Genomic DNA, 25,027 nt, shown 5'->3' with positions numbered 1-25,027 from the left:
GACCGGTACTATTTTGTTACGCGGTCATAGTACACCATATCGGCATTCAGCCCTTGTTGGTAGCCCTTCACGTTATCGCGTACCACTACCTGGGTTTTCCCCTGGTCAACAAATACATAAGGCGAGTTGTGCTGTAACTTCTCCTGCATCTGTTGGTACATAGACAGGCGTTTGGCCGGGTCGGCCTCAGCGACAGCGGCCAGTGTTTGCTTATTCATTTCAGGGTTCATCCAGCCATTCAAACCTGCAACTGTGCTGGATTTACCATCATTGTAAGCAAATGCGCTGGCATTTGAGTGCGCATCAAAATAATCCGGGATCCACAGGCGAATAGCGGCCTGGTGCTGTTTGGCCCGCACCCGCGCATATACCTGGCTACCTGCGGCAGGCAGCAAATCTACTTTTACGCCACCCTGTGCAAAACTGGCCTGCATAGACTGAGCAATAGTGATGAATGGCGGCTTGTTTTCCACATCCAGCGTAAAGTGCGCGTCTTTAATCCCTGCTTTGCTTAAAATCTCTTTGGCTTTTTCAGGATCAAAGTGGAAGGGGTTACTTTCGATGGCACCCGGTAAGCCCACAGGCAGGAAGCTCTGGTGAATAAAATACTGGCCTTTCAGCAGATCCTGGGTAATGCCTTTGTAATCAACCAGCCAGCGGGCAGCCTCCCAGAATGCCGGGTTCTTCAGGAGCGGATTAGCACTGTTACCGGTGTTAAACACCAGGTAGTTCTGTTCAGCTGAAGGAATGCTCAGCACTTTTACACCCGGTTTGCCTTGCAGCGCACTGGTCTGGTCTGCGCCCAGGTCACGGGCTATATCGGCATCCCCCTGCTGGATTAACAGGCGACGCGCGGCCGGGTCGGGCACATTCTTGATAATAATGTGTGCCATTTTGGCTTTATCGCCAGGCGAGGAAGCATTGGCATCCAGCACTATTGCCTGGTGGGGCTGGTAAACCCGCATGCTGTAAGGGCCACTTCCTGCCGAATGCATTTTCAGCCATGCATTACCAAAATCATTGTTTTTGGCATGAGAGGCCACTTGTTTCTCATCCACAATAGAAGCAATCGGCGTGGACAGAATATTTAAAGCAACCGCCGGGCTGACATCGGCAGTCCAGTGGATCTGTAACGAGTGGTCGTCAACTTTCTTGAATTGTTTGGCGATATTTTCCGGCGACCAGCCCAGAACATTCAGAATAAAAGCCGGGGATTTATTCAGGGTAATCGCCCGGGTATATGACCAAATAACATCTTCGGGGCGTACCGGGTTTCCGGAAGCAAATGCTGCGCCGTTACGCAGTGTTATTGTCAGTGTTTTGCTGGCCGCATCAGCTTTCCAGCTTTCAGCCAGTACTGGAATGACTTTTTCCGGGTTATCCCGGTCAGCCTGTACCAGGCGTTGGTATAAAGAAGGAATAGTTTGAATGCTCGATAATTCATTGGCTTCAGCCGGGTCAAGGCTGACCAGGTCATCAAGCCCCTGGGCTACAACCAGGGTATTGGGTGGTGTGGCAGCCTGAACAGAAAAAATACTGGCAGAAAGCGCTGTCAGTAATACAGCAGGAAGGTATTTCTTGCGCATAATCATCCCAATTAACGTTTCGACATTATTGTTCACATAACGTTAGGGCTTTTAGCCCCTGAGATAAAGTAATAATGAGCAAGTAACCTATGAAAATAAGTAATATCCATATAGTCAATTGTCACTATAGCTACATAGTAACTTAATGAAATTATTGTTTTCATCAAATAGCAGGCGGTTTTACCAGTGGCTGGCATGCCTGTGCGAATAACCTGATCTTATTAGTGGATAAATGGGATTGTGATCACACAATAACCCTAAAGATAAATTTTTTAGCGCCGAAATAACAATTCATTGGAATGTTTTTAACAAACAGGCAACTGTTTTTTTCGGAGCTGCACATGACTTCTCGCCCACCTGTAACCCAAACAGAAAAAAAACTCGAAAACTCAGCCACTCTGATGTCGACCACAGACCTCAATAGCTACATTACTCACGCTAATGATGACTTTGTGCATATCAGTGGTTACAGCCTGGACGAGCTCACGGGCAGCCCGCACAATATTTTACGCCACCCGGACATGCCTAAAGCCGCATTTGCAGACATGTGGGCTACGCTGCGTAATGGCGAACCCTGGACCGGAATAGTGAAGAACCGGTGTAAAGATGGCGACCACTATTGGGTGCGCGCTAATGTTTGCCCAATGAAAAGAGAGGGCAAAGTGACTGGCTATATGTCGATAAGAGTTGCGGCGAATCGCGATGAAATCGCCGGTGCGCAATCGCTGTATAGTTCGCTTAATGAAGGGCGCAGTACAAAGCGAATTTTCAAAGGCCTGGTGCTGGGTAACGGTTTGTCGGGGATATTGCCCCGTCTTTCACTCCGCCAGCGCATAGGTGGTGTGTTTGCTTTGTTGTGGGCCTTATTCGCAGTGCTGGCAATTGTGCAAGGTGAACGGGGCATGATATTGCTGGCTGAATTAGTAACGGCAGCACTGGTCATGCTGGTGGGGACTGGAATGATGGTCTGGCAGGTAGCCCGGCCAGTAGAGGATGTGGCTACCCAGGCGCTGGAGGTTGCGACCGGCGAGCGTCAGTCAATACGCCATATGCACCGCGCAGATGAAATTGGCCGTACCTTGCGGTCCATTGGCCAGCTTGGGCTGATGTGCCGCTGGTTAATGAATGATGTTACCCAACAAATCAACACCGTGCGTCAGGGTAGCGAAGATCTTGCAAAGAGCAATGAAGACCTTAACCACCGTACACAGCAGTCGGTAGACAATGTCCAGACTACAGTCACGACAATGAACCAGATGGCCGAAACAGTGCAGTCAAACTCCCAAACCGCCGAGCAGGCTAACCAACTCTCTTCAGATGCCAGCCAGGTGGCACAAAGCGGTGGGCAGGCAATGAAAACCGTGGTCACGACTATGGATGACATCGCCGCCAGCACCCAGCAAATCGGTACTATCACCTCATTAATTAACGACATCGCGTTTCAGACCAATATTCTGGCACTGAATGCGGCCGTAGAAGCCGCACGGGCGGGCGAACAGGGGAAAGGGTTTGCGGTGGTAGCGCAGGAAGTACGCCATCTGGCACAGCGCAGTGCATCTGCAGCGAATGAGATTCGCCAGTTGATTGAAGAAAGTGCCAGTAAAGTTGAATCAGGTTCTGTACAGGTTCACCAGGCAGGGCAAACCATTCAGGACATTGTGGACCGGGTACAAAATGTCACGCAACTGATTACCCGCATCAGCCAGGCGACCCGTGAACAGGCATCAGGGTTATCCGGGTTGACCGAAGTGGTGGCGGCTCTGGATGGTATTACTGCCAGTAATGCACAACTGGTAGAAAGCAATGCACAAATTGCCGACATGGTGAAATACCGGGCGGAACGTCTTCAGGATGCCGTTGGCGTGCTTTCTCAGGTGGGGTAAAACCACCGTACCTGAAATCGGTGAAATGTTAGCTTCTGCAACTCCCCGAATACATCACTACCATTGAGCCTGTGGCAAACGGGCTTGATGATAATTGATTGTTTCTTGTAACTATATTATTTCTATAAATAACTCAAAGTTATTTTTGATAATACAGGATGTTGGTGCAACGCACTCACTGTGATAGTGCGCCTGCACAGCCCTGCTATAAGCTCCGGTTATCTGTTGCAGTCGTTAATGATTTGTAAACATAAGACAATGATCTTATTTCATTGTTTTATGAGTTATTTCTCGATTTTTCACCATTTGGTACATATTTTGCTCGATGTTTCCTGTCATTTATTTAACAGGGACATCAACATGCTGAAATTATCTTTTCCGGGCCGTAAAAGTAAGTTCGCACTGGCGCTGGGTTCTCTGGCGCTTTTGAGTAGTTCACTGGTAAATGCGTCAACGCTGCGTATTGCTATGACTGCAGCGGATATTCCCCTGACTCTGGGCCAGCCAGATCAGGGCTATGAAGGTAACCGTTTCACCGGGATCCCTTTGTACGATTCACTGGTTGAGTGGGATCTTTCACAAGGCGAAAAACCCAGTGGTTTGGTGCCAGGGCTTGCCACCGAATGGCATGTTGACCCGGATGATCACACGCGCTGGATCTTTACTTTGCGCCACGACGCCACCTTCCATGATGGTACGCCAGTCAATGCCGATGCCATTGTCTGGAACGTTAACAAAGTTCTGGATAAAACCGCTGTACAATACGCACCAGGGCAGATTGGCAATACCTTATCGCGTATGCCAACACTGCGCGGAGCCACGAAAATTGATGATTACACCGTTGCCCTGACCACATCAGAACCGGATGCGCTCCTGCCTTATAACCTCACGAATCTGTTTATTGTTTCGCCCACGGCCTGGCAGAAAATTTTTGCGGCTATCCCGGCTTCAGATGGCGATGACGCCACACGCAGCAAAACGGCGTGGACTGAGTTCGCGGCACATGCTGTAGGAAGCGGCCCGTTTGAACTGGAAAAGTTAGTTCCCCGCCAGCAGTTGATCCTGAAAAAGAACCCTAATTACTGGAATAAAGCACGTATTCCAAAAGTGGACAAAGTGGTGCTGATCCCGCTGCCGGAAGCCAATGCGCGCACTGCTGCATTGCTCTCAAAACAAGTGGACTGGATAGAAGCGCCAGCGCCGGACGCGCTCGATCAAATAAAAGCCCAGGGCTACAAGATCTACGCCAATATTCAGCCTCATGTCTGGCCCTGGCAGTTCTCATTCCTGAAAGGGTCGCCCTGGCTGGATATCCGGGTGCGTAAGGCGGCTAACCTGTGTATCAACCGTGCAGAGCTGAAAAATTACCTTGGCGGCTACATGGAGGCGGCCACCGGCGTGTATGAACCCGGTAACCCCTGGCATGGCAACCCCACCTTCAAAATTAAATATGATCCCGATACCGCACGTAAGTTGATGGAAGAAGCCGGTTACAGCGCCAGCAAACCACTGCGTGTGACTGTGGCGACCTCGGCATCCGGCTCCGGGCAGATGCAGCCGTTACCCATGAACGAATACATCCAGCAAAGCCTGAAAAGTTGCTATTTCAACGTAGATATCAAGGTCCAGGAATGGAATACCTTGTTTACCAACTGGCGTTTGGGGGCAAAAGATCCGGCAGCCAAAGGTATTGATGCGATCAACGTCAGTGCCGCCGCGCTCGATCCCTACTTTGGCATGATCCGTTTCTCAACGGCGAAAGCCTTCCCGCCTGTTGCCACTAACTGGGGGTATTTCGCAACACCTGAAACCGAAAAACTGGCAACGGCGGTGAAAAATGCCTTCAGCACGGATGAGATGAACAAAGCCGCTGCTGCATTGCACACCGAGCTGGTGGACCAGGTTCCGTTCCTGTTTGTTGCCCATGATGTTGGTCCCCGGGCAATTTCACCTGCTGTCACTGGGGTGGTACAGCCGCAAAGCTGGTTTATCGATCTCGCGCTGGTGAGCAAAAAAGAGTAACTGAGAACTCAGGAGGGAAGCATGTTTCGGTCTGTCTTTTACCGAGTATTGCTGGCGGTTCCCACCATGCTGGGGGTAGCGATTATCTGTTTCCTGTTGGTACAGATAGCCCCCGGCGACCCGCTGGTTTCCGTTATGCCGCCAGATGCTTCAGAAGAACTACGCCGCAGTCTGATGCAGGCTTATGGCTTCGATAAACCGCTACCGGTTCAGTTTGTTCACTGGCTGTGGCGGGCAGTGCATGGCGATTTGGGGATGTCGGTCGCCACCGGGCGGCCGGTATTCAGCGAGGTAATGACGGCGGTGACCTATTCGCTGCGCCTGGCTGTGCTGGCAACACTGGTGGGTTTCTTGCTGGGAAGCCTGTTCGGGTTTGTTGCCGGTTATTACCGCAACAGCCTGGTGGACCGCCTGGCATCGGTGTTATCGGTGTTTGGCGTGAGTGTGCCGCACTACTGGCTGGGTATGCTGCTGGTCATTATTTTCAGCGTAAAACTGTCGGTGCTACCCGCTACAGGCGGCGGGCCGATAGGCGAAGTGGGCTGGGCGTGGAACTGGGAGCATATGCAATTTATGTTGCTCCCGGCCATTACGTTATCTGTCATTCCCACAGGCATTATTGCCCGTACCGTGCGTTCTCAGGTCGCAGACTTATTGAGCCAGGAATTTATTACCGGGTTACGGGCCAGAGGGCTGAGTGAAGCGAGTATTTTTGGCCATGTGGTGAAAAATGCCGCGCCAACCGCCCTGGCTGTGATGGGGCTGCAGGTGGGTTACCTGATGGGCGGTTCAATCCTGGTTGAGACAGTATTTTCCTGGCCGGGTACGGGGATGTTGCTCAACACGGCAATTTTCCAGCGAGACTTGCCGCTGTTACAGGGAACTATCTGGGTTCTGGCGCTGTTTTTTGTGCTACTGAATTTGCTGGTAGACATGCTCCAGTCTGCGCTTGATCCGCGAATTAAAAGGAGCTGAGGATGGTTGATTCTGTGACACCAAAAGCACCTGACACATTGCCTGTTGTTCCGGCTTCAGATGGCTACTGGTCTGGCGTCGCACTGAGGCTGGCAAAAGACCCCGGCGGCATGTTTGTCGCTGCCATCATTGTCGCTCTGCTGTTTTTAGCCGTGGCTGGCCCCTGGCTGATAACCAAAGACCCCTACCAGACATCCATGTTTTTGCGCCTCAAACCCATTGGGACTGATGGTTTTCCACTGGGTTCTGATGAACTGGGGCGCGACATGCTGTCGCGGTTGATTCTGGGCACGCGTTTATCGCTATTTATGGGGATTATGCCGGTAATCCTGGCGTTTTTTATCGGCGGGACGATAGGTATCGTGGCCGGGTACGCCGGAGGCTGGGTAAACAGTGCGATTATGCGCACTGTGGATGTGTTTTATGCCTTTCCTTCTGTTCTGCTGGCCATTGCGTTATCTGGCGCGTTGGGGGCCGGGATCGGGAATGCGTTGTTATCCCTGACTCTGGTGTTTGTGCCCCAGGTTGCCCGTATCGCTGAAAGTGTTACCGCTCAAGTGCGCAATATGGATTATATCGATGCGGCCAGAGCCACGGGAGCGAGTGCCTTTACCATTATTCGCGTTCAGGTGCTGGGCAATGTTCTCGGGCCGGTATTTGTGTTCTCTACCGGGTTAATTTCTGTCTGCATGATTCTGGCTTCCGGCCTCTCTTTTCTGGGGCTCGGAGTACGGCCACCTGAACCCGAATGGGGGCTGATGCTCAACACGTTGCGCACGGCTATTTATACCCAACCCTGGGTAGCGGCTTTACCAGGCATGATGATTTTCATCACGTCTATCTCCTTCAATATTCTTGCTGATCGCCTGCGCGCAGCCATGGCCATTAAGGAGTAACGGATGCAACCTTTTCATAATCAGGATATTGGCGGGCCTGCGCAGCCTTTGTTACGTGTTTCCGGGCTGGTGAAGTATTTCCCGGTGCGTAGCGCGCAAGGGCGGGTACAGGTTCAGGCTGTAGATAACGTTAATTTTGAAGTAAAAAAAGGGGAAACTCTGGGTGTGGTGGGGGAGTCCGGTTGCGGCAAATCCACCACGGCACGGTTATTAATGCAGTTACTCACCCAGGATAAAGGCGAACTGGTATTTGACGGGCAGAGTGTTGGCTCTGCGGCGCTGTCCATGAAAGCTTACCGCCGCCAGGTACAGATGGTGTTTCAGGACAGCTACGCTTCGCTCAACCCCCGTATGACTATGGAAGAGAGCATTGCGTTTGGGCAGCGGGTACATGGTGTTTCTGCTCGTGAAGCCCGGGAGTACGCCCATTATTTGCTGGCTCATGTTGGGCTGGATCCGGCTCGCTTTGCCGGGCGTTATCCCCATGAGTTATCTGGTGGCCAGCGCCAGCGTGTGAACATTGCCCGTGCTCTTGCCATGAAACCCCGCATGGTGATTCTGGATGAAGCTGTGTCCGCGCTGGATAAATCAGTGGAAGCTCAGGTGCTCACACTATTGCAGGATTTAAAACGCACCCTGGATTTGACCTATGTGTTTATCAGCCATGACTTACATGTTGTTCGCTGGCTATCTGACCGTATTCTGGTGATGTACCTGGGCGAAGTGGTGGAAGTGGGGCCTGCTGAAGCGCTGTTTACTGGTGCGGCGCACCCCTATACCCAGGCGCTGCTGAGCTCTATGCCATCGATGGACCCAAATCACAGAACCCTGGCCTCACCTTTGTCGGGGGATCCCCCCAGCCCCATTTCACCCCCGGCGGGTTGCCGGTTTCATACCCGTTGCCCGCAGGCAAAACCGGTTTGCCAGCAAGTGAAACCTCAGTTGAGTACGGTGAGTGAAGGGCACCAGGCCGCCTGCCTGATGGCTCAGCCGGGTTCACCCTGGTATGGCGAGATTTCAGTTCGGGAGGTGCACAGTGCCGCATGATGCTTTTGTTGAAGTGAATGACTTACACGTCACCTTTACCCGCGGCGGGCAGACCATTCAGGCCGTAAATGGTGTCTCTTTTGATGTGCAAAAGGGCGAGGTGATGGCGCTGATTGGCGAATCTGGCTCGGGGAAAAGCGTGACATTACGCGCGCTAATGCGCCTGCACCCACCCGACAGCACACGCATAACCGGCAAGATTCATGTCGGGGGCGAAGATGTACTGGCTATGTCTTCGGCGGCTCTGCGCCAGTTTCGTGGTGCCAAAACGGCGATGATTTTCCAGGAGCCGCTGCTGGCCTTCGACCCGGTGTATACCGTGGGGCAACAAATTATTGAGGGGCTGCGCCGTCACGAAGGGTTGTCACGCGCACAAGCCAGGGAAAGGGCGCTGTCTGCTTTGCAACAGGTGAAGATCCCCAGCCCGGAAAGCCGCCTTGATGCCTGGCCCCATGAGATGTCTGGCGGCATGCGCCAGCGTGCCATGATTGCACTGGCTCTGTCCTGCAACCCTGGCCTGTTACTGGCAGATGAACCCACTACGGCACTGGATGCCACGGTACAGATTCAGATCCTGATTTTGTTGCGCGAGCTGCAAAAAGCGAAAGGGCTGTCGATTATTTTTGTCACCCATGACATGGGCGCGGCAGTAGAAATTGCTGACCGGGTTGCCGTGATGTATGCCGGGCGCATTGTTGAGGAAGCATCGCTGGCGGAAATCCTCGCGCATCCCCGCCACCCGTATACCCAGGTGTTGCTTGGCAGCCGCCCACGAGCTGGCCTGAAAAAAGGCGACGCGTTGTATTGCATCCCGGGCGCGCCACCTGATTTAGCGCATTTACCTGAAGGTTGCGCATTCGCCAGCCGTTGCCCTCATGCCAGTGCCACCTGTTCACAAACGGTGCCGGAAACTGAATATGTCGCGCAACGCCATCGGGTCAGTTGCCACCGTTGGCGCTCACTGGAGCAAGAGGCCGCAACAGAAGCGGCAACCCAGTTGGCCTGAACCTGAAAAACGAGGTGATTAAAACATGTTGGAAAAAAGTATTCGGGCTTTTATGCCTTACCCGTTTGCCCCGGTTAAATCAGCACCCGTTGGCACGCTGGCGGGGTTAACTTTTGCGGTGAAAGATTTGTTTGATGTTGCCGGTTACCCCACTGGTGGGGGGAACCCCCATATTCTGGCTATGTCTGGTATTCGCAGGAACAATTCGCCAGTCGTGCAACAATTGCTGGATAACGGCGCGCAATTTATTGGTAAAACCCATACCAACGAGATGGCGTTCTCAATGAGCGGCCACAATTATCACTATGGCACACCGGTTAATGGCGCAGCGCCGGAGCGTATTCCCGGCGGGTCATCTTCTGGTTCGGCTTCTGCTGTTTCTAACCAGTGCTGTGATTTCGCCTTAGGTACAGATACTGGCGGTTCGGTGCGTACACCGGCGAGCTACTGCGGCTTGTTTGGCATTCGCCCGACACACGGGCGCATTTCTCTGGATGGCTGCCAGCCGCTGGCTGAATCAATGGATACCTGCGGGTGGTTTGCCCGGGACGCAACAGTATTCGCGGCGGTAGGTGATGTGCTGTTGCCTGAAGATACGGTTGATTCAGCTTCACCATCCCTGGCTATTCACCCTGCTTTATTTTCGCGCCTGCCGGCCTCCAGCCAGCAATGTCTGTTGCCCTTTATTGATGCAATCAGTTCCACCTGGGGTGGAGTGCACCAAATTAGTGCGGAATTACCTGATGTTGACAGTGCATATCTTGCTTTTCGGGTTATTCAGGGGCGGGAATCCTGGCAAGCGCAGGGGGAAACCATTGAGCGTGAAGGGTTGGTTCTTGGCCCTGATGTGGCCGCGCGTTTTGCCTGGGGGAAACAGGTTACCGACAGCCAGGTCAGCGAAGCTATCACCGTACGTGAGCAGGTGACGCAGTGGTGGAATGAACAACTGGGCAACCGGATACTTATTATGCCGACTGTCCCGGATGTAGCGCCTTTACTGACAACCAGTGACAGTGAAATCGAGCATATCCGCCGTATTTCTCATGATTTACTCAGCATTGCAGTATTGACTCGCCGGCCACAGGTCACTATACCGCTGGCGACTTTGCAGGGCGCACCTCTGGGGCTTTCGTTAATGGGGCCTTGCGGCAGTGACCGGCAGCTTATCCGGCTCGCCGGGGAAATATATTCGTTAGCCAGAACGGGCAGATAAAAGCGGTCAAAGAGTAGTGATGTGTATTGGTTGCTGTTTATAGCTGCGCGAGCTGTTCGCGCAGTACTTCCACTCCGGGCGCAATTTTTTCCGGTGAAATAGCGTGAAAGCCCATACGGAAAAAGGTTTCAGGCGGGTTGGTATCCAGAAAATGCCGGGCCCCGGGTTCAATTAATACACCGGCGTGAGCTGCGCGCCAGGTAAGTTGCTGGGTATTAATACCGCCAGGGGTTTTTAACCAGAAAGCATTCGCATGCTCACTCCCGGGAATGGGGCGGCATTCCGGCAACCAGGTTTCCAGCGACCGGTTCAGTAACTCCCAACGGCGTGCAGAATCTTCATGGTAACGGCGCAGATGTGTTTCGTAATACCCTTGTGCCAGAAAATGTGCCATCTGGTACTGGATATTGGTTGGCGCATGGCGAACCACCAGGCGGCGTAGTGCCCGGGCTTCATCAATCAATTCAGGGTCGGCCACCATAAATCCCAGGCGTAGCCCTGGCGAAAGCGCTTTGGACAGACTGCTGACATAAACCACGCGGCCATGTTTATCGCTGGCTTTCAGCGCGGGTGGTGGGTTGAGTGTGAAATTACTTTCTGAATCGTAATCATCTTCGATAATTACTGCGTCATGGCGAGTCACATGCTCAAGCAATGCCTTGCGGCGCTGGCTACTCAGTGTCACACCTGTCGGCACCTGGTGCCCGGGGGTAACATAGTAGTAATCACAAGGCGGCTGGCTCAGAGTAATACCTTCTTCGTCAACATCGTGGGGAATTATCTGCGCATCACCGAGCAAAAAGGTGTTGATAGCTTCACGGTAACCCGGGTTTTCCACTGCCACGCGGGTTGACGACGACATCAACAAACGGGTCAGTAAATAGAGCGCGTTTTGCGAGCCAATGGTTATCAGAATTTCATCCGGAGCCGCCAGTATTCCGCGTTTTGGCAGTACCCGGGTGCGAATCTGCTCAATCAGCATGGGGACATCCTGATCGATATGATCGATTATCCAGCGCTGGTCTGCCACACCGCTGTTGAGCCAGCGTGAAGCTGCCCGCCACTGGCTTAACGGGAACTGAGCGGTATTAGGCTGCCCATAGATAAACGGGTAGCGATAGTGCATCCAGCCGGAGGGTTTCATGATGGATTCTTGCTGGCTGGGGGCGACTTTAAACCGGTTGCTCCAAAGTGGTGCGGTGTTATCGGCGGGAAGTGCAGTCTCTGTGGTTTTGTACTGGCATGCCTGGTAATCCGGGTGCAGAAAATAACCACTGCGTGGGCGGCTAATCAGGTAGCCATCGTTCACCAGCCCTTCAAAAACCAGAGCGGTGGTATTGCGTGACACCTGGAGCTGGCTGGCAAGCTGGCGGCAGGAAGGCAGAGGTTGGTCGACTGGAAAAATACCGCTCAAAATAGCGTTAACCAGTGTTTCTCTGACTTGTTCCTGCAACCCACGTGACCGGTCAAATTCTATGTGCAGATAATGACGATTCATCGTGATGGTCCTCCGGTGGCTTAATAGGTAACTACATAAGCAATCTTCGTACCATGTTCTGGTTATCTGACACATCGACATAGCGAAACTGTCACTGTTCAGGTGACAAACAACCTTTCTAGAGTAAAACGCAACCCGGTGTGAATATTCTTAACGGAATATTTCTTTTCCGGCACATATTTTGCTTCGTATTCGGGTAACGCTTTCCCGTAATGCATCTGGCTTCAGAAAATAAAAAGGTGGCGCTATGAAGAGTAAGTTGGGCATTTTGACTTTATCCGCAGTGCTGGCAATGGCTTTTAGCTGGCAGGTGGCTGCTCGTGATTTACCAGAAATTGAAAAGGCAGGCGCATTGAAAGTGGTTACGGAAGATGACTACGCGCCGTTTAACTTTATCAAAGATGGTAAAGCGGAAGGCTTTAACAAGGATATGCTGGATGAATTACGTAAATACGCCAAATTCCATGTAGACCAAAGTATTTTACCCTGGACTGGCTTATTGGCATCTGTTTCTACCGGGCAATATGACATGGCTCTGACCGGGGCGGTAGTTACCGATGAACGCCTGAATGTCTTTAATTTCACCCCGCCATTTGCTTCAGCCCAGCATTATTTTGTGAAGCGCGCAGGGGATACTTCACTGAATACCATTAAAGATTTGTCTGGTAAAAAAGTGGGTGTTCAGGCTGGCAGTGCATTATTAGCACGCTTACCAGAACTGAAAGCCATGCTGGAAAAACAGGGTGGTGAATTGGGCCCGGTTGTTCAATATCAGTCCTATCCGGAGGCCTTTGCTGATTTGGCGAACAAACGTCTGGATTACGTGATTGACGTGGTTATTGCTGTGAATGATCTGGTGAAAACAAAACCGAAAGTTTTTGCCAAAGGTCTGGCAGTTTCTGGCCCGGGTTATATGGCCTGGCCAATTCCGAAAGACTCACCAGAGCTGATGAAATATATGACCAAATTCATGGATCACATGCGTGAAACCGGTCGTCTGGCTGAATTGCAGAAAAAATGGTTTGGTGAAACCTACCCGGATCTGCCAACTGTACCAATCACCAGTGCTGAACAGTTCCATAAATTAGCAGGTCTGTAATAAATGGGCGCAGCCTGATGGGCTGCGCCTTGTTTGGTATCAAGGAGCGTTAAATGGACGCGATATCTTGGCAGTTATTATTTGAAGGCGCCTGGGCGACGTTGTGGATTTCCGGCATCGCTATCCTGTTCGGGGTGTCTATTGGTCTGGTCATCGCGTTTATTCGAATGATGAAGATCCCCGTTGTGGACACCATTCTGGTGCTGTACATCAGCCTGGCACGTGCCACACCGTTGGTGACGTTGGTCTTATTTTTGTTTCTTTCATTGCCAGTGGTCGGTATTAATCTGGATAAAAGCATTGCCGCCATTGTGGCTCTGACACTGAATACATCTGCATTCAATGCAGAAATTTGGCGTAATGCCTTCACCCATTTCCCCAAAGAGCAAAAAGAAGCCGCGGAAGCGGTAGGGATGCAACGCTGGACTTATTTCCGTTATATCATGCTGCCACAAATGTGGATTGAAAGCCTGCCTGCGCTGGTCAATGAAATGTCCTTTTTAATTAAGGGCAGCCCGGCGATTGCCGTGATCGGCGTGGTGGATTTAACTCGGGTAACAAACCGTATTTCTGCAGTAACTTATGAGCCGTTATCACCTATTTTGGCAGCGGGTTTACTGTATATAGTAATTATTGGCGTGCTGCTTAAATTACAAAATTTAGCAGAACGTAAAGCGAAACGCCTGGCGCGGTAAAGCAGAGTATTTGGAGGCGCTATGAACCAATGGGCGATAGTCTGGTCAGCACGAGATTTGTTTCTGCAGGGGTTTATTTCAACTCTTGAATTGTTCGTTATTACTGCGATTGCGGGAATTATCATCGGTACTACAGTGTTGTACTTAACCGAGCTGCAATCAAAAGTGCTGAATAACATTATTCACTACTTTGTAAGCCTGATGCGGGCAGTACCCTTCCTGATTCTGGCTTATTTACTTTATTACGGATTACCTGAAGTTGGCATTAGTATGGATGCCTGGACAGCCGGGCTGGTCTCACTGATTATTTATCACAGTGCGTATTTTTATGAGATTTTGCGTAGCCAACGGCGTATTTTTTCGACTGGCTACATCGAAGCAGCGACTGCGCAAGGTTTTTCCCGTTATAAAACCTTCACCCGGATTATTACACCGAATATTTTTTCCGGCGCATTGCCACTGATGGGTAACCAGTTGATTATCTGCCTGAAAGATACTGCTTTCTTGTGCATTATTACTGTGCAGGAAATTACTGCTGCAGCAAACAGTGTCCAGGCGACTTATTTCATTCCATTTAATGCATTTATTGTTGCCATTGGCCTGTATTGGGGTGTCAGTGTGCTGCTTGAGTTGTTGATTAAACGCCTGAATAGCTATGGCGCGAAACGAGGAATTACCCATGCCTGAGAATGCGGCGGTCAGTATTAAAAATGTCTCGAAGCAATTCGATAATGTGGAAGTGTTACGTGATATCAACCTGGATGTGCAAAAAGGGGAAGTGGTGAGTATCCTGGGTTCATCGGGTTCTGGTAAATCCACGCTGCTGCGTTGCATGAACTGGCTGGAACAGCCTGATCGTGGAGAAATTCGTATTTCTGGTAGCCGTATTGGGGTGGATGACAGTGGCAAACATATGTCTCACCGTGAGCTGTCGAAAGTACGTGAGCGTGTAGGCATGGTGTTCCAGAGCTTTAATTTGTGGCCGCACCTGACCGTGCTGCAAAACGTGACAGAGGCATTGCTGCACGTTAAAGGCCTCAAACGTGCCGAAGCCAACGAAATTGCCCATAAACAACTGGAAAAAGTGGGCATGAACCACAAGGCTGACAGCTACCCCATTACGCTCTCTGGTGGGCAGAAGCAGCGTGTGGCCATTGCCCGTTCGTTAGCCATGTCGCCGGAAGTGATTCTGTTTGATGAACCAACGTCTGCACTGGATCCGGAACTGGTTGGCGAAGTTCTGGCCGTTATGAAAGCGCTGGCAGCGGAAGGCTACACCATGGTTGTTGTCACCCACGAAATGGATTTTGCCCGCCAGGTGTCAGACCAGGTGGTATTTTTGGAAAAAGGGGTGTTGATTGAGAAAGCCGCACCTGAAAAATTCTTCACCAACCCAGATTCTGAACGTGTGCAGCGCTTTTTGGCGACCACGCGCTGAGATGTGTGTTATTCCCATGTAGCCAGCAATAATAATGTCCGCAGTTGTGCGGGCATTATTTTATTGTCAGCCGTAAACCACCTCATAAGGAGGTGGTGATTGTTAATCCCGGTCGATAGCAAACGGGTTCCACGCCTGGCGAACCGGCATCACCTCAATACGGTTGATATTCATGTGATCCGGCAGTGTAGCGATGTAATACATCTGCTCTGCAATATCCTGCGCACTGAGCGGAGTGGTGCCACGGTAGAGGTTATCTGATGCCGCCTGGTCACCTTTAGTACGCACCAGGGTAAATTCTGTTTCCGCAATGCCTGGTGCGAGGTCGGTTACACGCACTCCGGTTCCCAGTAAATCGCACCGCAGGTTATAGCTGAACTGTTTTACAAACGCTTTGGTTGCGCCATATACATGGCTACCTGGGTACGGCCACTGGCCCGCAATAGAGCCAATGTTAATAATACTGGCACCAGCACCGTGTTTAATCAGCGTTGGCAGTAATGCATGGGTGACGCTCACCAGTCCTTTCACATTGGTATCAATCATGGTTTGCCAGTCTTCGAGGTCAACTTTCTGAGACGGCATGGGTGAGAGCGCCAGCCCGGCGTTATTAATGAGCGCTTTCACATCGGCAAATTCTTCAGGCAGGCTGGCTACTGCACTTTTCACTGCGTCTGAATCACGCACATCAAGCTCAATAATATGGACAGGTACTTTTCCCACAAGGGCATCTTTTAATGCTTCGAGCCGGGATAAGCGGCGTCCGCTGAGCACCAGTGACCAGCCATGTTCTGCAAAATAATGAGCAGCTGCTTCACCAAAACCTGATGTTGCTCCAGTAATAAAGGCAACCTGCTTTTCGGACATTTTCCACTCCTTTAAAGAAGACTGAATAACGCAAGGGTCAGTCCGCACTATAAGAAGCGGTGAAGGCATGAGACAGAGCCAGATGGCTGACTGGCTTGTGACACCTCTTGTCACAGTAAAAATCTGCTTCTGGCTCTACCTGGTCTGGTTGCTACGGGGTCAGGATGAATTCAAGGGTTTTGACCGAAATGTTGAGCGTAAGATTCAGGAGGGCAGGTATGAAACTGGCATTACAGGGCGAGAATTTTCTAACAAATAACGATGTGCGTCAGCTGGACCGTTCTTATGTATTTCACTCATGGTCTGCGCAGGGCAACCTGAACCCATTAGTTATTGCTGGCGCAAAAGGCTGCCAGTTATGGGATTACGACGGTAAAAATTACCTCGATTTCAGCAGCCAGTTAGTTAACGTCAATATTGGTTATCAGCACCCTAAAGTGCTGGCAGCCATGAAAGCACAGCTTGAAGAGCTGGTGACGATTGCCCCGGCAACAGCTAACCTGGCGCGTGGTGAAGCCGCAAAACGCATTGTGGAACTGGCACCCGCGGGTTTCCATAAAGTCTTTTTTACTAACGCCGGGGCCGATGCCAACGAAAACGCGATTCGTATGGCGCGTTTATACACCGGGCGCGATAAAGTGCTGTCAGCCTACCGCTCTTATCACGGTAATACCGGTAGTGCGATTGCTGCGACCGGTGACTGGCGCCGTGTACCAAACGAATATTCTCGCGGCCATGTGCATTTCTTCAACCCGTATTTGTACCGCTCTGAGTTCAATGCCACGAACGAGCAAGAAGAGTGCGCGCGTGCGTTACAGCATTTGCGCCGTATTATTGAATGCGAAGGCCCGGCTTCTATTGCCGCTATTTTACTGGAAAGTATTCCAGGTACCGCAGGCATTCTGGTGCCGCCAGCAGGGTATATGAAAGGTGTGCGTGCTTTGGCCGACGAATTTGGCATTGTCCTGATTCTGGACGAAGTGATGGCCGGTTTTGGCCGCACCGGCCGCTGGTTTGCGTTTGAACATGATGACGTGGTGCCTGACCTTATCACCTTCGCGAAAGGCGTGAACGCAGGTTATGTACCGGCAGGTGGTGTACTGATTTCTGAAGCCATTTCCCATTACTTTGATGACCACTTTTTTGCCGGTGGCCTGACTTATTCCGGGCACCCGCTGGCGATGGCGGCGATTGTCGCCACGCTGGACGCAATGAAAGAAGAGAACGTTGTGGAAAATGCCGCACAGGTGGGCGATGGCGTATTGCGTGCCGGCCTGAATGCGCTTTCAGAAAAATATGCGCTGGTGGGTGAAGTGCGTGGGGTTGGCGTATTCCAGGCACTGGAACTGGTGACCAACCCTGAAACCAAAACACCCGTCGCTGCAGCCGATATGGCGGCTATCAAGCTGGCGTTGACCGAAGCCGGGTTACTGAGCTTTGTGGTGGAAAACCGCATTCATGTGGTTCCCCCCTGCACAGTTACTGCCGACGAAGTGAAACAAGGCCTGGCAATCATTGACCGGGTACTGGGCCAGTTCAGCGGCCTGGTCCGTTAACCACTCCCCAGGTAAGCGGCCAGCCTGCGGGCTGGTTGCTTGCTTTTTAATCCAGTTGTGAAATATCCAGTGCGGCTTTATCAATGATACCGATAATTTGTTTGAGCGTGGCAGGCTCGGCACCTTGTTGATTCACTTTCAAATCCAGCACTGCTTTGATGTTGTCCAGCGCCCGTTTCATCTCCGGGTTTGCCCGCAGTTTACGGCCTACTGCTTTAGCTGCAATGCGTTCTTTTATTTGGGTTCGTTCCTCGTTGTGTGCTGCTAACCATTGCTGCCCCAGTTCAGTAATGGTGATTTTTTTGCGCCCGTTTTCTTCATCTTCCAGGTGAATCAGTTTGTTGGACTCAAGAAAATCCAGCGTGGGGTAGATAACGCCCGCACTCGGAACATAATGGCCTTCCGTCATGTTTTCGATGGACTTGATGAGCTCATAACCGTGGCTGGCATCCTGGGACAGGATATCGAGCACTACGATCCGCAGTTCGCCATGGCCAAAGAAACGTTTACGGCGATGCCCGCCCCGTTCATTCGTGTCGCACTCACCACGCCCACCGCACTCACCACGCCCACCACGGCTCTGTTCTCCGTGCCCACGTTCTGTACGGCCACGCATTTCACGGTTTTGTTCCTCACCTTCCATACGGCTGTGGCGGCCTCTGCCATGGCGGCGCCCTTCGCCTTCTTCTCCGCGCCCGTCATCGTGGCGCATCTGTAAACGGAAAAAATCTCTCATAGGGTATAACCTCATTGTTGTGTGTAATTTGCGCACCTGCTATTGCATTCAGTTTCTTAATGACAGGTGCTGTATAGATATATCTAAACTATATCTGATTTTGTCTTTTGGCAAATTTTAGATCTGATATTTTTTTTGTATGTATTTTAATTTATTGATTTTTAATCATTTAAATTTCATGTGTGACCTGGATTGATAACGCCAACTGATATATCAAAATTTTTACTTGCATAAATTACAGATAACAATCATTATCATTAACTGTGATTAGATATATCTAAAATTAAACTACAGCAGACTATACTGGAGCCCCTATGACACAACCTCGCTCTGCAACAACACACTATCCTCGCCGTGCCCGTAATGCATTACGCTTTCGAAAACTGACAGTGGTGCGCACTGAACAGGTTGCTGGCCACTTTCAGCGTATTGTGGCCGGTGGCGCTGAACTGGAAGGTTTTGAATCAAAAGGTTTTGACGACCATATCAAACTCTTTTTCCCTGAGCCTGATAGTGGTTTTGTGCCGCCTGTTGCAGGTGAAGATGGCATTGTCTGGCAGAATGACGTTCGCCCTCCTGCACGTGATTACACGCCAATTTATGACCCGTCCACGCAAGAACTGACAGTGGATTTTTATATCCATGATGGCGGTGTGGCAAGTGACTGGGCTGTGCAGGCCAAGCCTGGCGATACGCTGTATATGGGCGGGCCACGGGGTTCACTGATTGTTCCTACTGAGTATCACTGGCAACTCTATGTTTGTGATGAGTCTGGCATGCCGGCATTACGCCGCCGCCTGGCCGAACTCAGCGCCCGCCAGTTTCAGGGGCAGGTTACAGCGCTGGTTGCTGTGCACAGCCAGCAAGCTTGTGAATATTTAACCGCTGAACCGGGTGTGAATATCGAATGGTTTGTTGGCGAAAGCCCTGAAACTGTGGCGCGCCATGCACTGGCTCTGACCATTCCTGAAGAGGATTATTTCATTTGGGTGACGGGTGAAGGTAAGGTTGCCAGGCAACTCGGGGATCAGTTAAGTGAAGGGCGGGACGGGCAACTGGTTCGCACGGTTGCTTACTGGCACGATAAAGTATAAAGCCCCGCTCGTATGTGGCGTTAACTCAGGTAGCGTTCAAACCAGGCTAATGTGCGCTGCCAGGCAAGGTCTGCGGCTGCCTGGTCATAACGGGGTGTGGAATCATTGTGAAAACCATGGTTCACATCCGGGTACACCCAGGCTTCATAGATTTTATTGTTAGCTTTCAGGGCCGCTTCATAAGCGGGCCAGCCTTCATTTATGCGCGTATCCCGCCCGGCGTAATGTAACAACAGTGGAGCCCGGATGCCGGGTACGCTCTCTGCCGGCGGCTGCTTGCCATAAAAAGGCACAGCTGCAGCCAGTTCGGGGAAGGCAACAGCCGCAGCATTAGCAACCCCTCCACCATAACAAAACCCCGTTATGCCCACTTTTCCGGTACTTTGTGGGTGTGACAGCATAAAACTCACGGCAGCAAAAAAATCGTTCATTAGCTTTGTTGGGTCTACCTGTGTCTGTAATTCGCGCCCTTTATCGTCATTGCCCGGGTAGCCGCCCACAGAACTCAGGCCATCAGGTGCCAGTGCCAGGTAACCGGCTTTTGCCACTCGCCGCGCCACATCTTCTATATACGGATTTAACCCACGGTTTTCATGTACGACAACGACGGCCGGGCGTTTGCCATCCATTTTCGCCGGGCGAACGAAATAGGCCCGAACGTCTCCATGGCCTTGTGGCGAAGGATAGTGTATGTATTCAGGCAGAATATCCGGGTCTGTAAATTCGACTTGAGTTGCCAGTGCATAGTTGGGGCTCAGTGCATTAAGCAGGCTGAGCGCTGTCGCCCCACCTACTGCGTATCGTGCTGCTTTAGCGAGAAACTCTCGCTTGGTGATACGCCCATGGGCATAGTAATCGTAGTAATCCAGTAATTCCTGAGGAAAATCTTTAGCGCTGAGACGGGGCATGAGCTGGCTCCTGGTTAACCTGTAAGGAAAGGACACAATAAAGGTTAATACAGTATTGCCGTTTTTTGCGGTTGTGCTGCGTGTGTGGAAAATATCCGGCAGATTTGGTTCTGCCGGACTGAAATATACTTAGCTTAGTTTGCCTTTAAACAATGAGTATTTGCCTGCGCCCAGCAACATAATGAAAATGCCGCCGAAGAAATACAGCGCTTCTGTTTCCAGTGCCCATGCGCCAACCTGGGTGCGCACAAAGAAATTACCCATCCCAACCAGCAGCACCGCGACAACCAGGTTAAAGGCATAAACCAGGCCAGCAACGCGGGTAAACAGGCCAACGATGATCAGCACTGGCGCAATGACCTCGCCAATATAAGCGCCATAGGCGACAAAACCGGGAACACCATGGGCTGCGAGCATGGGTTTTACCCACTCGACACCATTTTGCATTTTTGCAGCACCGTGAAATAACATCAGGATGCCAAATACAAGGCGCAGCAACAGGCGGGCGAAGTCCGGGTGATCTACCGCGCTGGAAAAACGAGAATAAAGGCTGGTTAACATAATATATCCCTGAATATGTACTAAGAGTGATTGTCACTCGCGCAGCATAACCGCCTATTTACTGGAGAGAAATCTAAAAAATTGCAACAAGGGTTCAAAAAATTTGAATAAGATTTTTTGGTGAAAATTATATTTATCAGTTAGTTATGCATATTTTTTTGTCGGTTAGTGCGCTTTATATTGTGAGGTTCCGGTGATGACCAGGGTATGACTCACCCTGGTCTGCAGCGCTACTTAATGAACGAGCTGGCGAAACTGCTCCAGTTCTTCCTGTGGCATACCTGCTTCCAGTGCGGCTTCACAAATAGCCTGCCAACTGCCGTTATCCAGAGGAACCCCTTCTGCTCTGCGTATTGCACGGTTGGTTGCTTCCCATTCACCGGGAACCAGAATGGGTTCATCTGTTGCCTGCGGTGAGGCCTTCACCCAATTGATAAACGCATCCGCTTCTTCTTCCATTTCGGGCGCACCAAACATTTCCGGGTTTAGGATAATAGTTGTCATACCATTAAAAATTGCGTCAACGCTGTCGTGCAGTGTTTCTTTATGGGTTGTTTTCCCGCCAGATAAAGCGCCGCCCAGAATTTCACACATGGTTGCCAGCGCATACCCTTTGTGTTGTGCGAAGGTGAGCAGCGCACCTAAAGGCGGTGTTTGCATCACTGCCGGGTCGGTGGTGGGAACGCCTTGTGAATCAATCAGGCAACCTTCCGGTACTTGCTGACCTTTATGCCAGGCAACCCGGGTTTTACCGAACGCAATGGCGCTGGTGGCGAAATCCAGCAAGAGCGGGTCTTTATCTTTGCGTGGGAATACCACGCAGAAAGGGTTGGTGCCAAAACGGCTGTCGGTGCCGCGGAAAGGGGCGACCATTGGGTCGCCCGGGACATTCACAAAATGGATAGAGATAAACCCGGCAGCGGCGCACTGTTCAGCCCAGTAGCCAATACGGCCAATGTGGTGTGCGTTATGTAATGCCACGGCGGCAATACCAAACTGGCGCGCCTTTTCAATCCCCATATTGATAGCTTCCAGTGCCGCGACCTGACCAAAGGCGGCATTGCCATCGACCGTGACGATGGCACCGGCATCACGCACGATTTTTGCGTGCTGGTTCAGTTGTAAATATCCCAGTTTCAGGGAGTTGATATAGCTTGGGATCATGCCGACACCGTGGGAGTCGTGCCCGGATAAGTTCGCCGCGACCAGGTGATCAGCCACCCGGCTGGCTTCTTCGGCTTCACTTCCCGCATGGCGAAAGAGCGCTTCAATAAACTGATGAAGGTGTTGCGCTTGTATGCGTATTCCTGTTTTCACGTTGTGTTCATCCTCTTGCGTGCCCCTTGTCGCTCACGTTGCACGCACAAGGCTCCACTGTCCGTTGGATGCGGATGAAAAGGCGTAGCCTGGGGTACGGCAACGTGTAATCGATGGGGTTATTGGTTTTTTTATCTGTCCGGGTTTTATACTGCGCCAATGGTGGGCTGAGCTCAAGGCGTGAATCGATGATGAGAAGACTTTAAAATGTTTGTGGTTTTTTTGACATGATTTGACACATTTATCCTGATTTGTGCCGCAAATTACTCACAATTTTTGGTGGGTATGGGGCCAGAATACGCAAAAAACTTCTGGGACAATAATATGCGCAAATTTGCGATAGCGTTACTGGCCGCGGCAAGTGCCATGTTTACTTTTGCCAGTGTTCAGGCTGCTGAAACGGTATCCACCACTCACCAGGTAGATTGCAAAAAGCCACCTGAACCACCAAAAGGCAGTGACGGTAAACCACTTCCTCCGCCTGAGGGTAAACAACCACCCATGGGCAAAGATGGTAAGCCACTTCCACCACCAGACGGATGCAAGCCGCCGAAAGAGGGTGTGGCGCCTGGGAAGTAAATCAGTATACGCTTTGCAACGGTAAGCTGATTACCGTTGCCTGTTTTACATGTAATGCTCCCGGTTGTACATAAACACCATGCTTCCTCTAACAAATGTAGCCCGGGCACAGTTTCGTTATTCCTTACTTCTTATTCCTTTCTCAGTTTTTATTTCACCATTCTTCAAACTGGTTTTTCGAAAAATATAGTCTCCTTTCCGTGGTTGCCATGCCTCCATGTGTTGATTTTTTATGTGCTTTTCTGGAAATTTCACATCCCCGCCAGATTGATGCTACTTTTTCAACTTCGGTTAACGCGGGATTTTAGCGCGAGTTTCTGGGCTCTGGCTTGTGATGGGGGGCGTTGCGTTTAATTATGCTGATGGATTTTCGTACCGGGATCAGTATCAAGTTTTACAAACGGTTGAATGAATATTCTATGTCAATATGCTAACTTAATCATTAACGAAATTTTCGTTCTACTTTGAGTTTCAAAAATGTCAAAACATCAAACACAGCTTTCCTTACTTCAGGATGAAATACGCAGTCGCTATGATTCATTAAGTAAACGGCTTAAGCAAGTTGCGCAGTATATGCTTGATAATAGCAATAGCGTTGCGTTTGACACTGTGGCTTCTATTGCCAAACACGCCGATGTTCCACCCTCTACATTGATCCGCTTTGCCAATGCATTCGGTTTTAGTGGTTTTAATGAAATGAAACAGGTGTTTCGCCAGCATCTTATGGAGGAAACAGTGAGCTACACCGAGCGGGCTCGTCTGTTTCGCCAAAAAAATGCGGATGAAAACGCGCCTTCACCTGAAAAACCAGGTGAGGTCCTGAAACTATTTACTATGGTAAATGCACAAGTCCTTCAGCAATTGCCTGTGCAAATCAAAAATGAGCAATTGGAAACCGCTATCGCTATGCTGGCAAAAGCGGAGAACATTTATATTATTGGCCTGAGGCGTTCATTCAGTGTTGCCAGTTATCTAACCTATGCATTGCGTCACCTCGAACGCCGGGCATTTCTTATTGACGGTTTGGGGGGAATGTTTTCTGAACAATTAAGTTTGATAAGCCCGAATGACGTAGTGATTGCTATCAGTTATTCGCCCTATGCACAGGAAGTTGTAGAATTGGTGGAGTTGGGGGCCAGGCGTGGTGCCCATCATATTGCGATTACTGATAGTCAGGTAAGCCCCCTGGCTGCGTTCAGTGATGTCTGCTTTGTTGTGCGCGAGGCGCAGGTTGATGGTTTTCGTTCTCAGGTTGCATCAATGTGTCTGGCACAAACGTTGGCTGTGTCCCTGGCTTTATCTTCTGACTGAAGCCTGCTGGCATCTCCATGGTTTTATGGCAGACAAAAAAGGAAAACAATGGTTTTCCTTTTTTTATAGCTTGTTCAGGCGCGTATGTTTTCCCGTCCGGTTCTGAGCTTTATTCAGAAGGGAAAACACAGTCGACAGAGAAAAATAAATAAAGGGAAAAATGGAGTATCGTTATTTTCCCTTTATTGGCAAGCAGATGTGCAAGATGGCCAGATGTTACTGACCACCAGTGTTGCTTATTTCGAGTAGCTTTCAGCCTGAATACTGGCGTCTTTCCCACCTCGTTTCGCCAGAACCACTGCTTCCATTTTTTCCAGTGAAACACCTTTGGTTTCTGGCAAATAGCGGCAGATAAAGAAGTAGCTTAAGAGGCAGCATCCGGCGAATATCCACATGGGGAATGCACCGTGGAAATGTGACAGCAGGTAGGGGTTTTCATTAATCATTGGGAATGACTGTGACACGGCAAAGTTTGCCATCCACATAAAGGCAACCGAAATACTCATCCCCTGTGAACGCATGTGGTTAGGGAAGATTTCGGAAATCAATACCCAGGCGCCAACCCCCCAGGAAAGTGCATAGAAAATCATGAAGAACAACATGCCGAACAGGGTGTAATGATCCTACCCATGAAATGTGGACACAGCCCTAAGCGAGGTTTTCGTTTTCAAATTGTTCCGGGCTGAGACCGCCACAGGCACTGTGACGACGCCACCGATTGTAATCGCACTCGATATAAT

Annotated in this window: 23 protein-coding genes and 1 pseudogene; 15 read left to right on the top strand and 9 right to left on the bottom strand. The window is 50.6% G+C overall.

Annotation, left to right across the window (positions count from 1 at the left end):
- Positions 1 to 8: 8 nt before the first annotated feature.
- Positions 9 to 1,586 carry an ABC transporter substrate-binding protein gene (locus DES37_RS17520; RefSeq protein ID WP_036105115.1) on the bottom strand — a complete coding sequence of 526 codons (1,578 nt, stop codon included), beginning with the start codon at positions 1,584 to 1,586 and terminating at the stop codon, positions 9 to 11.
- Positions 1,587 to 1,927: 341 nt separating this feature from the next.
- Between DES37_RS17520 and DES37_RS17515 the strand changes: the two genes are divergently transcribed.
- The 7 genes from DES37_RS17515 to DES37_RS17485 all read left to right on the top strand — a co-directional run bounded on the left by DES37_RS17515 (position 1,928) and on the right by DES37_RS17485 (position 10,628).
- The gene (locus DES37_RS17515; RefSeq protein ID WP_110027178.1) at positions 1,928 to 3,469 is read left to right on the top strand and encodes a methyl-accepting chemotaxis protein; all 1,542 of its coding nucleotides are present in this window, start codon (positions 1,928 to 1,930) and stop codon (positions 3,467 to 3,469) included.
- A 360-nt stretch (positions 3,470 to 3,829) separates the two neighbouring features.
- Positions 3,830 to 5,491: an ABC transporter substrate-binding protein gene (locus DES37_RS17510; protein WP_110027077.1), complete on the top strand. Its 1,662-nt coding sequence runs from the start codon at positions 3,830 to 3,832 to the stop codon at positions 5,489 to 5,491.
- A gap of 21 nt (positions 5,492 to 5,512) precedes the next feature.
- Positions 5,513 to 6,466 (top strand): ABC transporter permease, encoded by a 954-nt coding sequence (locus DES37_RS17505; protein WP_110027075.1) that lies wholly within the window; start codon positions 5,513 to 5,515, stop codon positions 6,464 to 6,466.
- 2 nt (positions 6,467 to 6,468) lie between these two features.
- On the top strand, positions 6,469 to 7,362 hold the full coding sequence (locus tag DES37_RS17500) for an ABC transporter permease (protein ID WP_036104672.1): 894 nt from the start codon (positions 6,469 to 6,471) through the stop codon (positions 7,360 to 7,362).
- 3 nt (positions 7,363 to 7,365) lie between these two features.
- Positions 7,366 to 8,409, top strand: coding sequence for an ABC transporter ATP-binding protein (locus DES37_RS17495; RefSeq protein ID WP_036104664.1), 1,044 nt, complete (start codon positions 7,366 to 7,368; stop codon positions 8,407 to 8,409).
- The gene (locus DES37_RS17490; protein ID WP_036104661.1) at positions 8,399 to 9,415 is read left to right on the top strand and encodes an ABC transporter ATP-binding protein; all 1,017 of its coding nucleotides are present in this window, start codon (positions 8,399 to 8,401) and stop codon (positions 9,413 to 9,415) included. Before DES37_RS17495 ends, DES37_RS17490 begins: the two co-directional genes overlap by 11 nt.
- Before the next feature lie 25 nt (positions 9,416 to 9,440).
- Entirely contained in the window at positions 9,441 to 10,628 is a 1,188-nt protein-coding gene (locus DES37_RS17485) for an amidase (protein ID WP_170123790.1), read from the top strand.
- A 37-nt stretch (positions 10,629 to 10,665) separates the two neighbouring features.
- On the opposite strand, the gene pdxR is transcribed toward DES37_RS17485, so the two are convergent.
- Entirely contained in the window at positions 10,666 to 12,126 is a 1,461-nt protein-coding gene (gene pdxR / locus DES37_RS17480) for a MocR-like pyridoxine biosynthesis transcription factor PdxR (protein ID WP_110027073.1), read from the bottom strand.
- A 247-nt stretch (positions 12,127 to 12,373) separates the two neighbouring features.
- Here pdxR and DES37_RS17475 point away from each other — a divergent pair, with 247 nt between their 5' ends.
- The 4 genes from DES37_RS17475 to DES37_RS17460 are packed head-to-tail and all read left to right on the top strand — an operon-like array spanning position 12,374 to position 15,358.
- Positions 12,374 to 13,225, top strand: coding sequence for a transporter substrate-binding domain-containing protein (locus DES37_RS17475; RefSeq protein WP_110027072.1), 852 nt, complete (start codon positions 12,374 to 12,376; stop codon positions 13,223 to 13,225).
- A 53-nt stretch (positions 13,226 to 13,278) separates the two neighbouring features.
- Positions 13,279 to 13,920: an amino acid ABC transporter permease gene (locus tag DES37_RS17470; RefSeq protein ID WP_110027070.1), complete on the top strand. Its 642-nt coding sequence runs from the start codon at positions 13,279 to 13,281 to the stop codon at positions 13,918 to 13,920.
- Between the two features lie 21 nt (positions 13,921 to 13,941).
- Positions 13,942 to 14,607 carry an amino acid ABC transporter permease gene (locus tag DES37_RS17465; protein WP_036104651.1) on the top strand — a complete coding sequence of 222 codons (666 nt, stop codon included), beginning with the start codon at positions 13,942 to 13,944 and terminating at the stop codon, positions 14,605 to 14,607.
- On the top strand, positions 14,600 to 15,358 hold the full coding sequence (locus DES37_RS17460) for an amino acid ABC transporter ATP-binding protein (protein WP_110027069.1): 759 nt from the start codon (positions 14,600 to 14,602) through the stop codon (positions 15,356 to 15,358). The genes DES37_RS17465 and DES37_RS17460 overlap by 8 nt, the downstream gene beginning before the upstream one ends.
- A 102-nt stretch (positions 15,359 to 15,460) precedes the next feature.
- Here DES37_RS17460 and DES37_RS17455 read toward each other — a convergent pair whose 3' ends face one another.
- The gene (locus DES37_RS17455; RefSeq protein WP_110027067.1) at positions 15,461 to 16,225 is read right to left on the bottom strand and encodes an SDR family NAD(P)-dependent oxidoreductase; all 765 of its coding nucleotides are present in this window, start codon (positions 16,223 to 16,225) and stop codon (positions 15,461 to 15,463) included.
- A gap of 218 nt (positions 16,226 to 16,443) precedes the next feature.
- Between DES37_RS17455 and DES37_RS17450 the strand changes: the two genes are divergently transcribed.
- On the top strand, positions 16,444 to 17,781 hold the full coding sequence (locus DES37_RS17450) for an aspartate aminotransferase family protein (protein ID WP_110027065.1): 1,338 nt from the start codon (positions 16,444 to 16,446) through the stop codon (positions 17,779 to 17,781).
- A gap of 46 nt (positions 17,782 to 17,827) precedes the next feature.
- On the opposite strand, the gene DES37_RS17445 is transcribed toward DES37_RS17450, so the two are convergent.
- Positions 17,828 to 18,517 (bottom strand): PadR family transcriptional regulator, encoded by a 690-nt coding sequence (locus tag DES37_RS17445; RefSeq protein ID WP_425451724.1) that lies wholly within the window; start codon positions 18,515 to 18,517, stop codon positions 17,828 to 17,830.
- A 314-nt stretch (positions 18,518 to 18,831) separates the two neighbouring features.
- Here DES37_RS17445 and DES37_RS17440 point away from each other — a divergent pair, with 314 nt between their 5' ends.
- Positions 18,832 to 19,611: a siderophore-interacting protein gene (locus tag DES37_RS17440; protein ID WP_110027064.1), complete on the top strand. Its 780-nt coding sequence runs from the start codon at positions 18,832 to 18,834 to the stop codon at positions 19,609 to 19,611.
- Positions 19,612 to 19,631: 20 nt separating this feature from the next.
- On the opposite strand, the gene yghX is transcribed toward DES37_RS17440, so the two are convergent.
- The 3 genes from yghX to DES37_RS17425 form a co-directional block, all read right to left on the bottom strand.
- Positions 19,632 to 20,519: a YghX family hydrolase gene (gene yghX / locus DES37_RS17435; RefSeq protein WP_110027062.1), complete on the bottom strand. Its 888-nt coding sequence runs from the start codon at positions 20,517 to 20,519 to the stop codon at positions 19,632 to 19,634.
- 129 nt (positions 20,520 to 20,648) lie between these two features.
- Positions 20,649 to 21,080 (bottom strand): DoxX family protein, encoded by a 432-nt coding sequence (locus DES37_RS17430; RefSeq protein ID WP_110027060.1) that lies wholly within the window; start codon positions 21,078 to 21,080, stop codon positions 20,649 to 20,651.
- A 234-nt stretch (positions 21,081 to 21,314) separates the two neighbouring features.
- Entirely contained in the window at positions 21,315 to 22,397 is a 1,083-nt protein-coding gene (locus DES37_RS17425) for a malate/lactate/ureidoglycolate dehydrogenase (protein ID WP_110027059.1), read from the bottom strand.
- Positions 22,398 to 22,721: 324 nt separating this feature from the next.
- On the opposite strand from DES37_RS17425, the gene DES37_RS17420 reads away from it, so the two are divergent.
- The gene (locus DES37_RS17420) at positions 22,722 to 22,976 is read left to right on the top strand and encodes a hypothetical protein (RefSeq protein WP_110027057.1); all 255 of its coding nucleotides are present in this window, start codon (positions 22,722 to 22,724) and stop codon (positions 22,974 to 22,976) included.
- A 477-nt stretch (positions 22,977 to 23,453) separates the two neighbouring features.
- Entirely contained in the window at positions 23,454 to 24,287 is an 834-nt protein-coding gene (iolR, locus tag DES37_RS17415; RefSeq protein WP_036104622.1) for a myo-inositol utilization transcriptional regulator IolR, read from the top strand.
- A 236-nt stretch (positions 24,288 to 24,523) separates the two neighbouring features.
- Here iolR and DES37_RS17410 read toward each other — a convergent pair.
- Together DES37_RS17410 and DES37_RS17405 are read right to left on the bottom strand one after the other, a co-directional pair.
- A pseudogene (locus DES37_RS17410) lies at positions 24,524 to 24,907 on the bottom strand (MFS transporter); the annotation flags it as partial.
- 28 nt (positions 24,908 to 24,935) lie between these two features.
- The coding region (locus DES37_RS17405; RefSeq protein ID WP_146211534.1) for an IS3 family transposase at positions 24,936 to 25,027 on the bottom strand (92 nt) is incomplete at its 5' end.

This window comes from Mangrovibacter plantisponsor, assembly GCF_003182475.1.
Classification (GTDB): Bacteria; Pseudomonadota; Gammaproteobacteria; order Enterobacterales; family Enterobacteriaceae; genus Mangrovibacter; species Mangrovibacter plantisponsor.
Note: the sequence above shows the minus strand (reverse complement) of the source record. Positions and strands in the feature narration are given on the sequence as shown.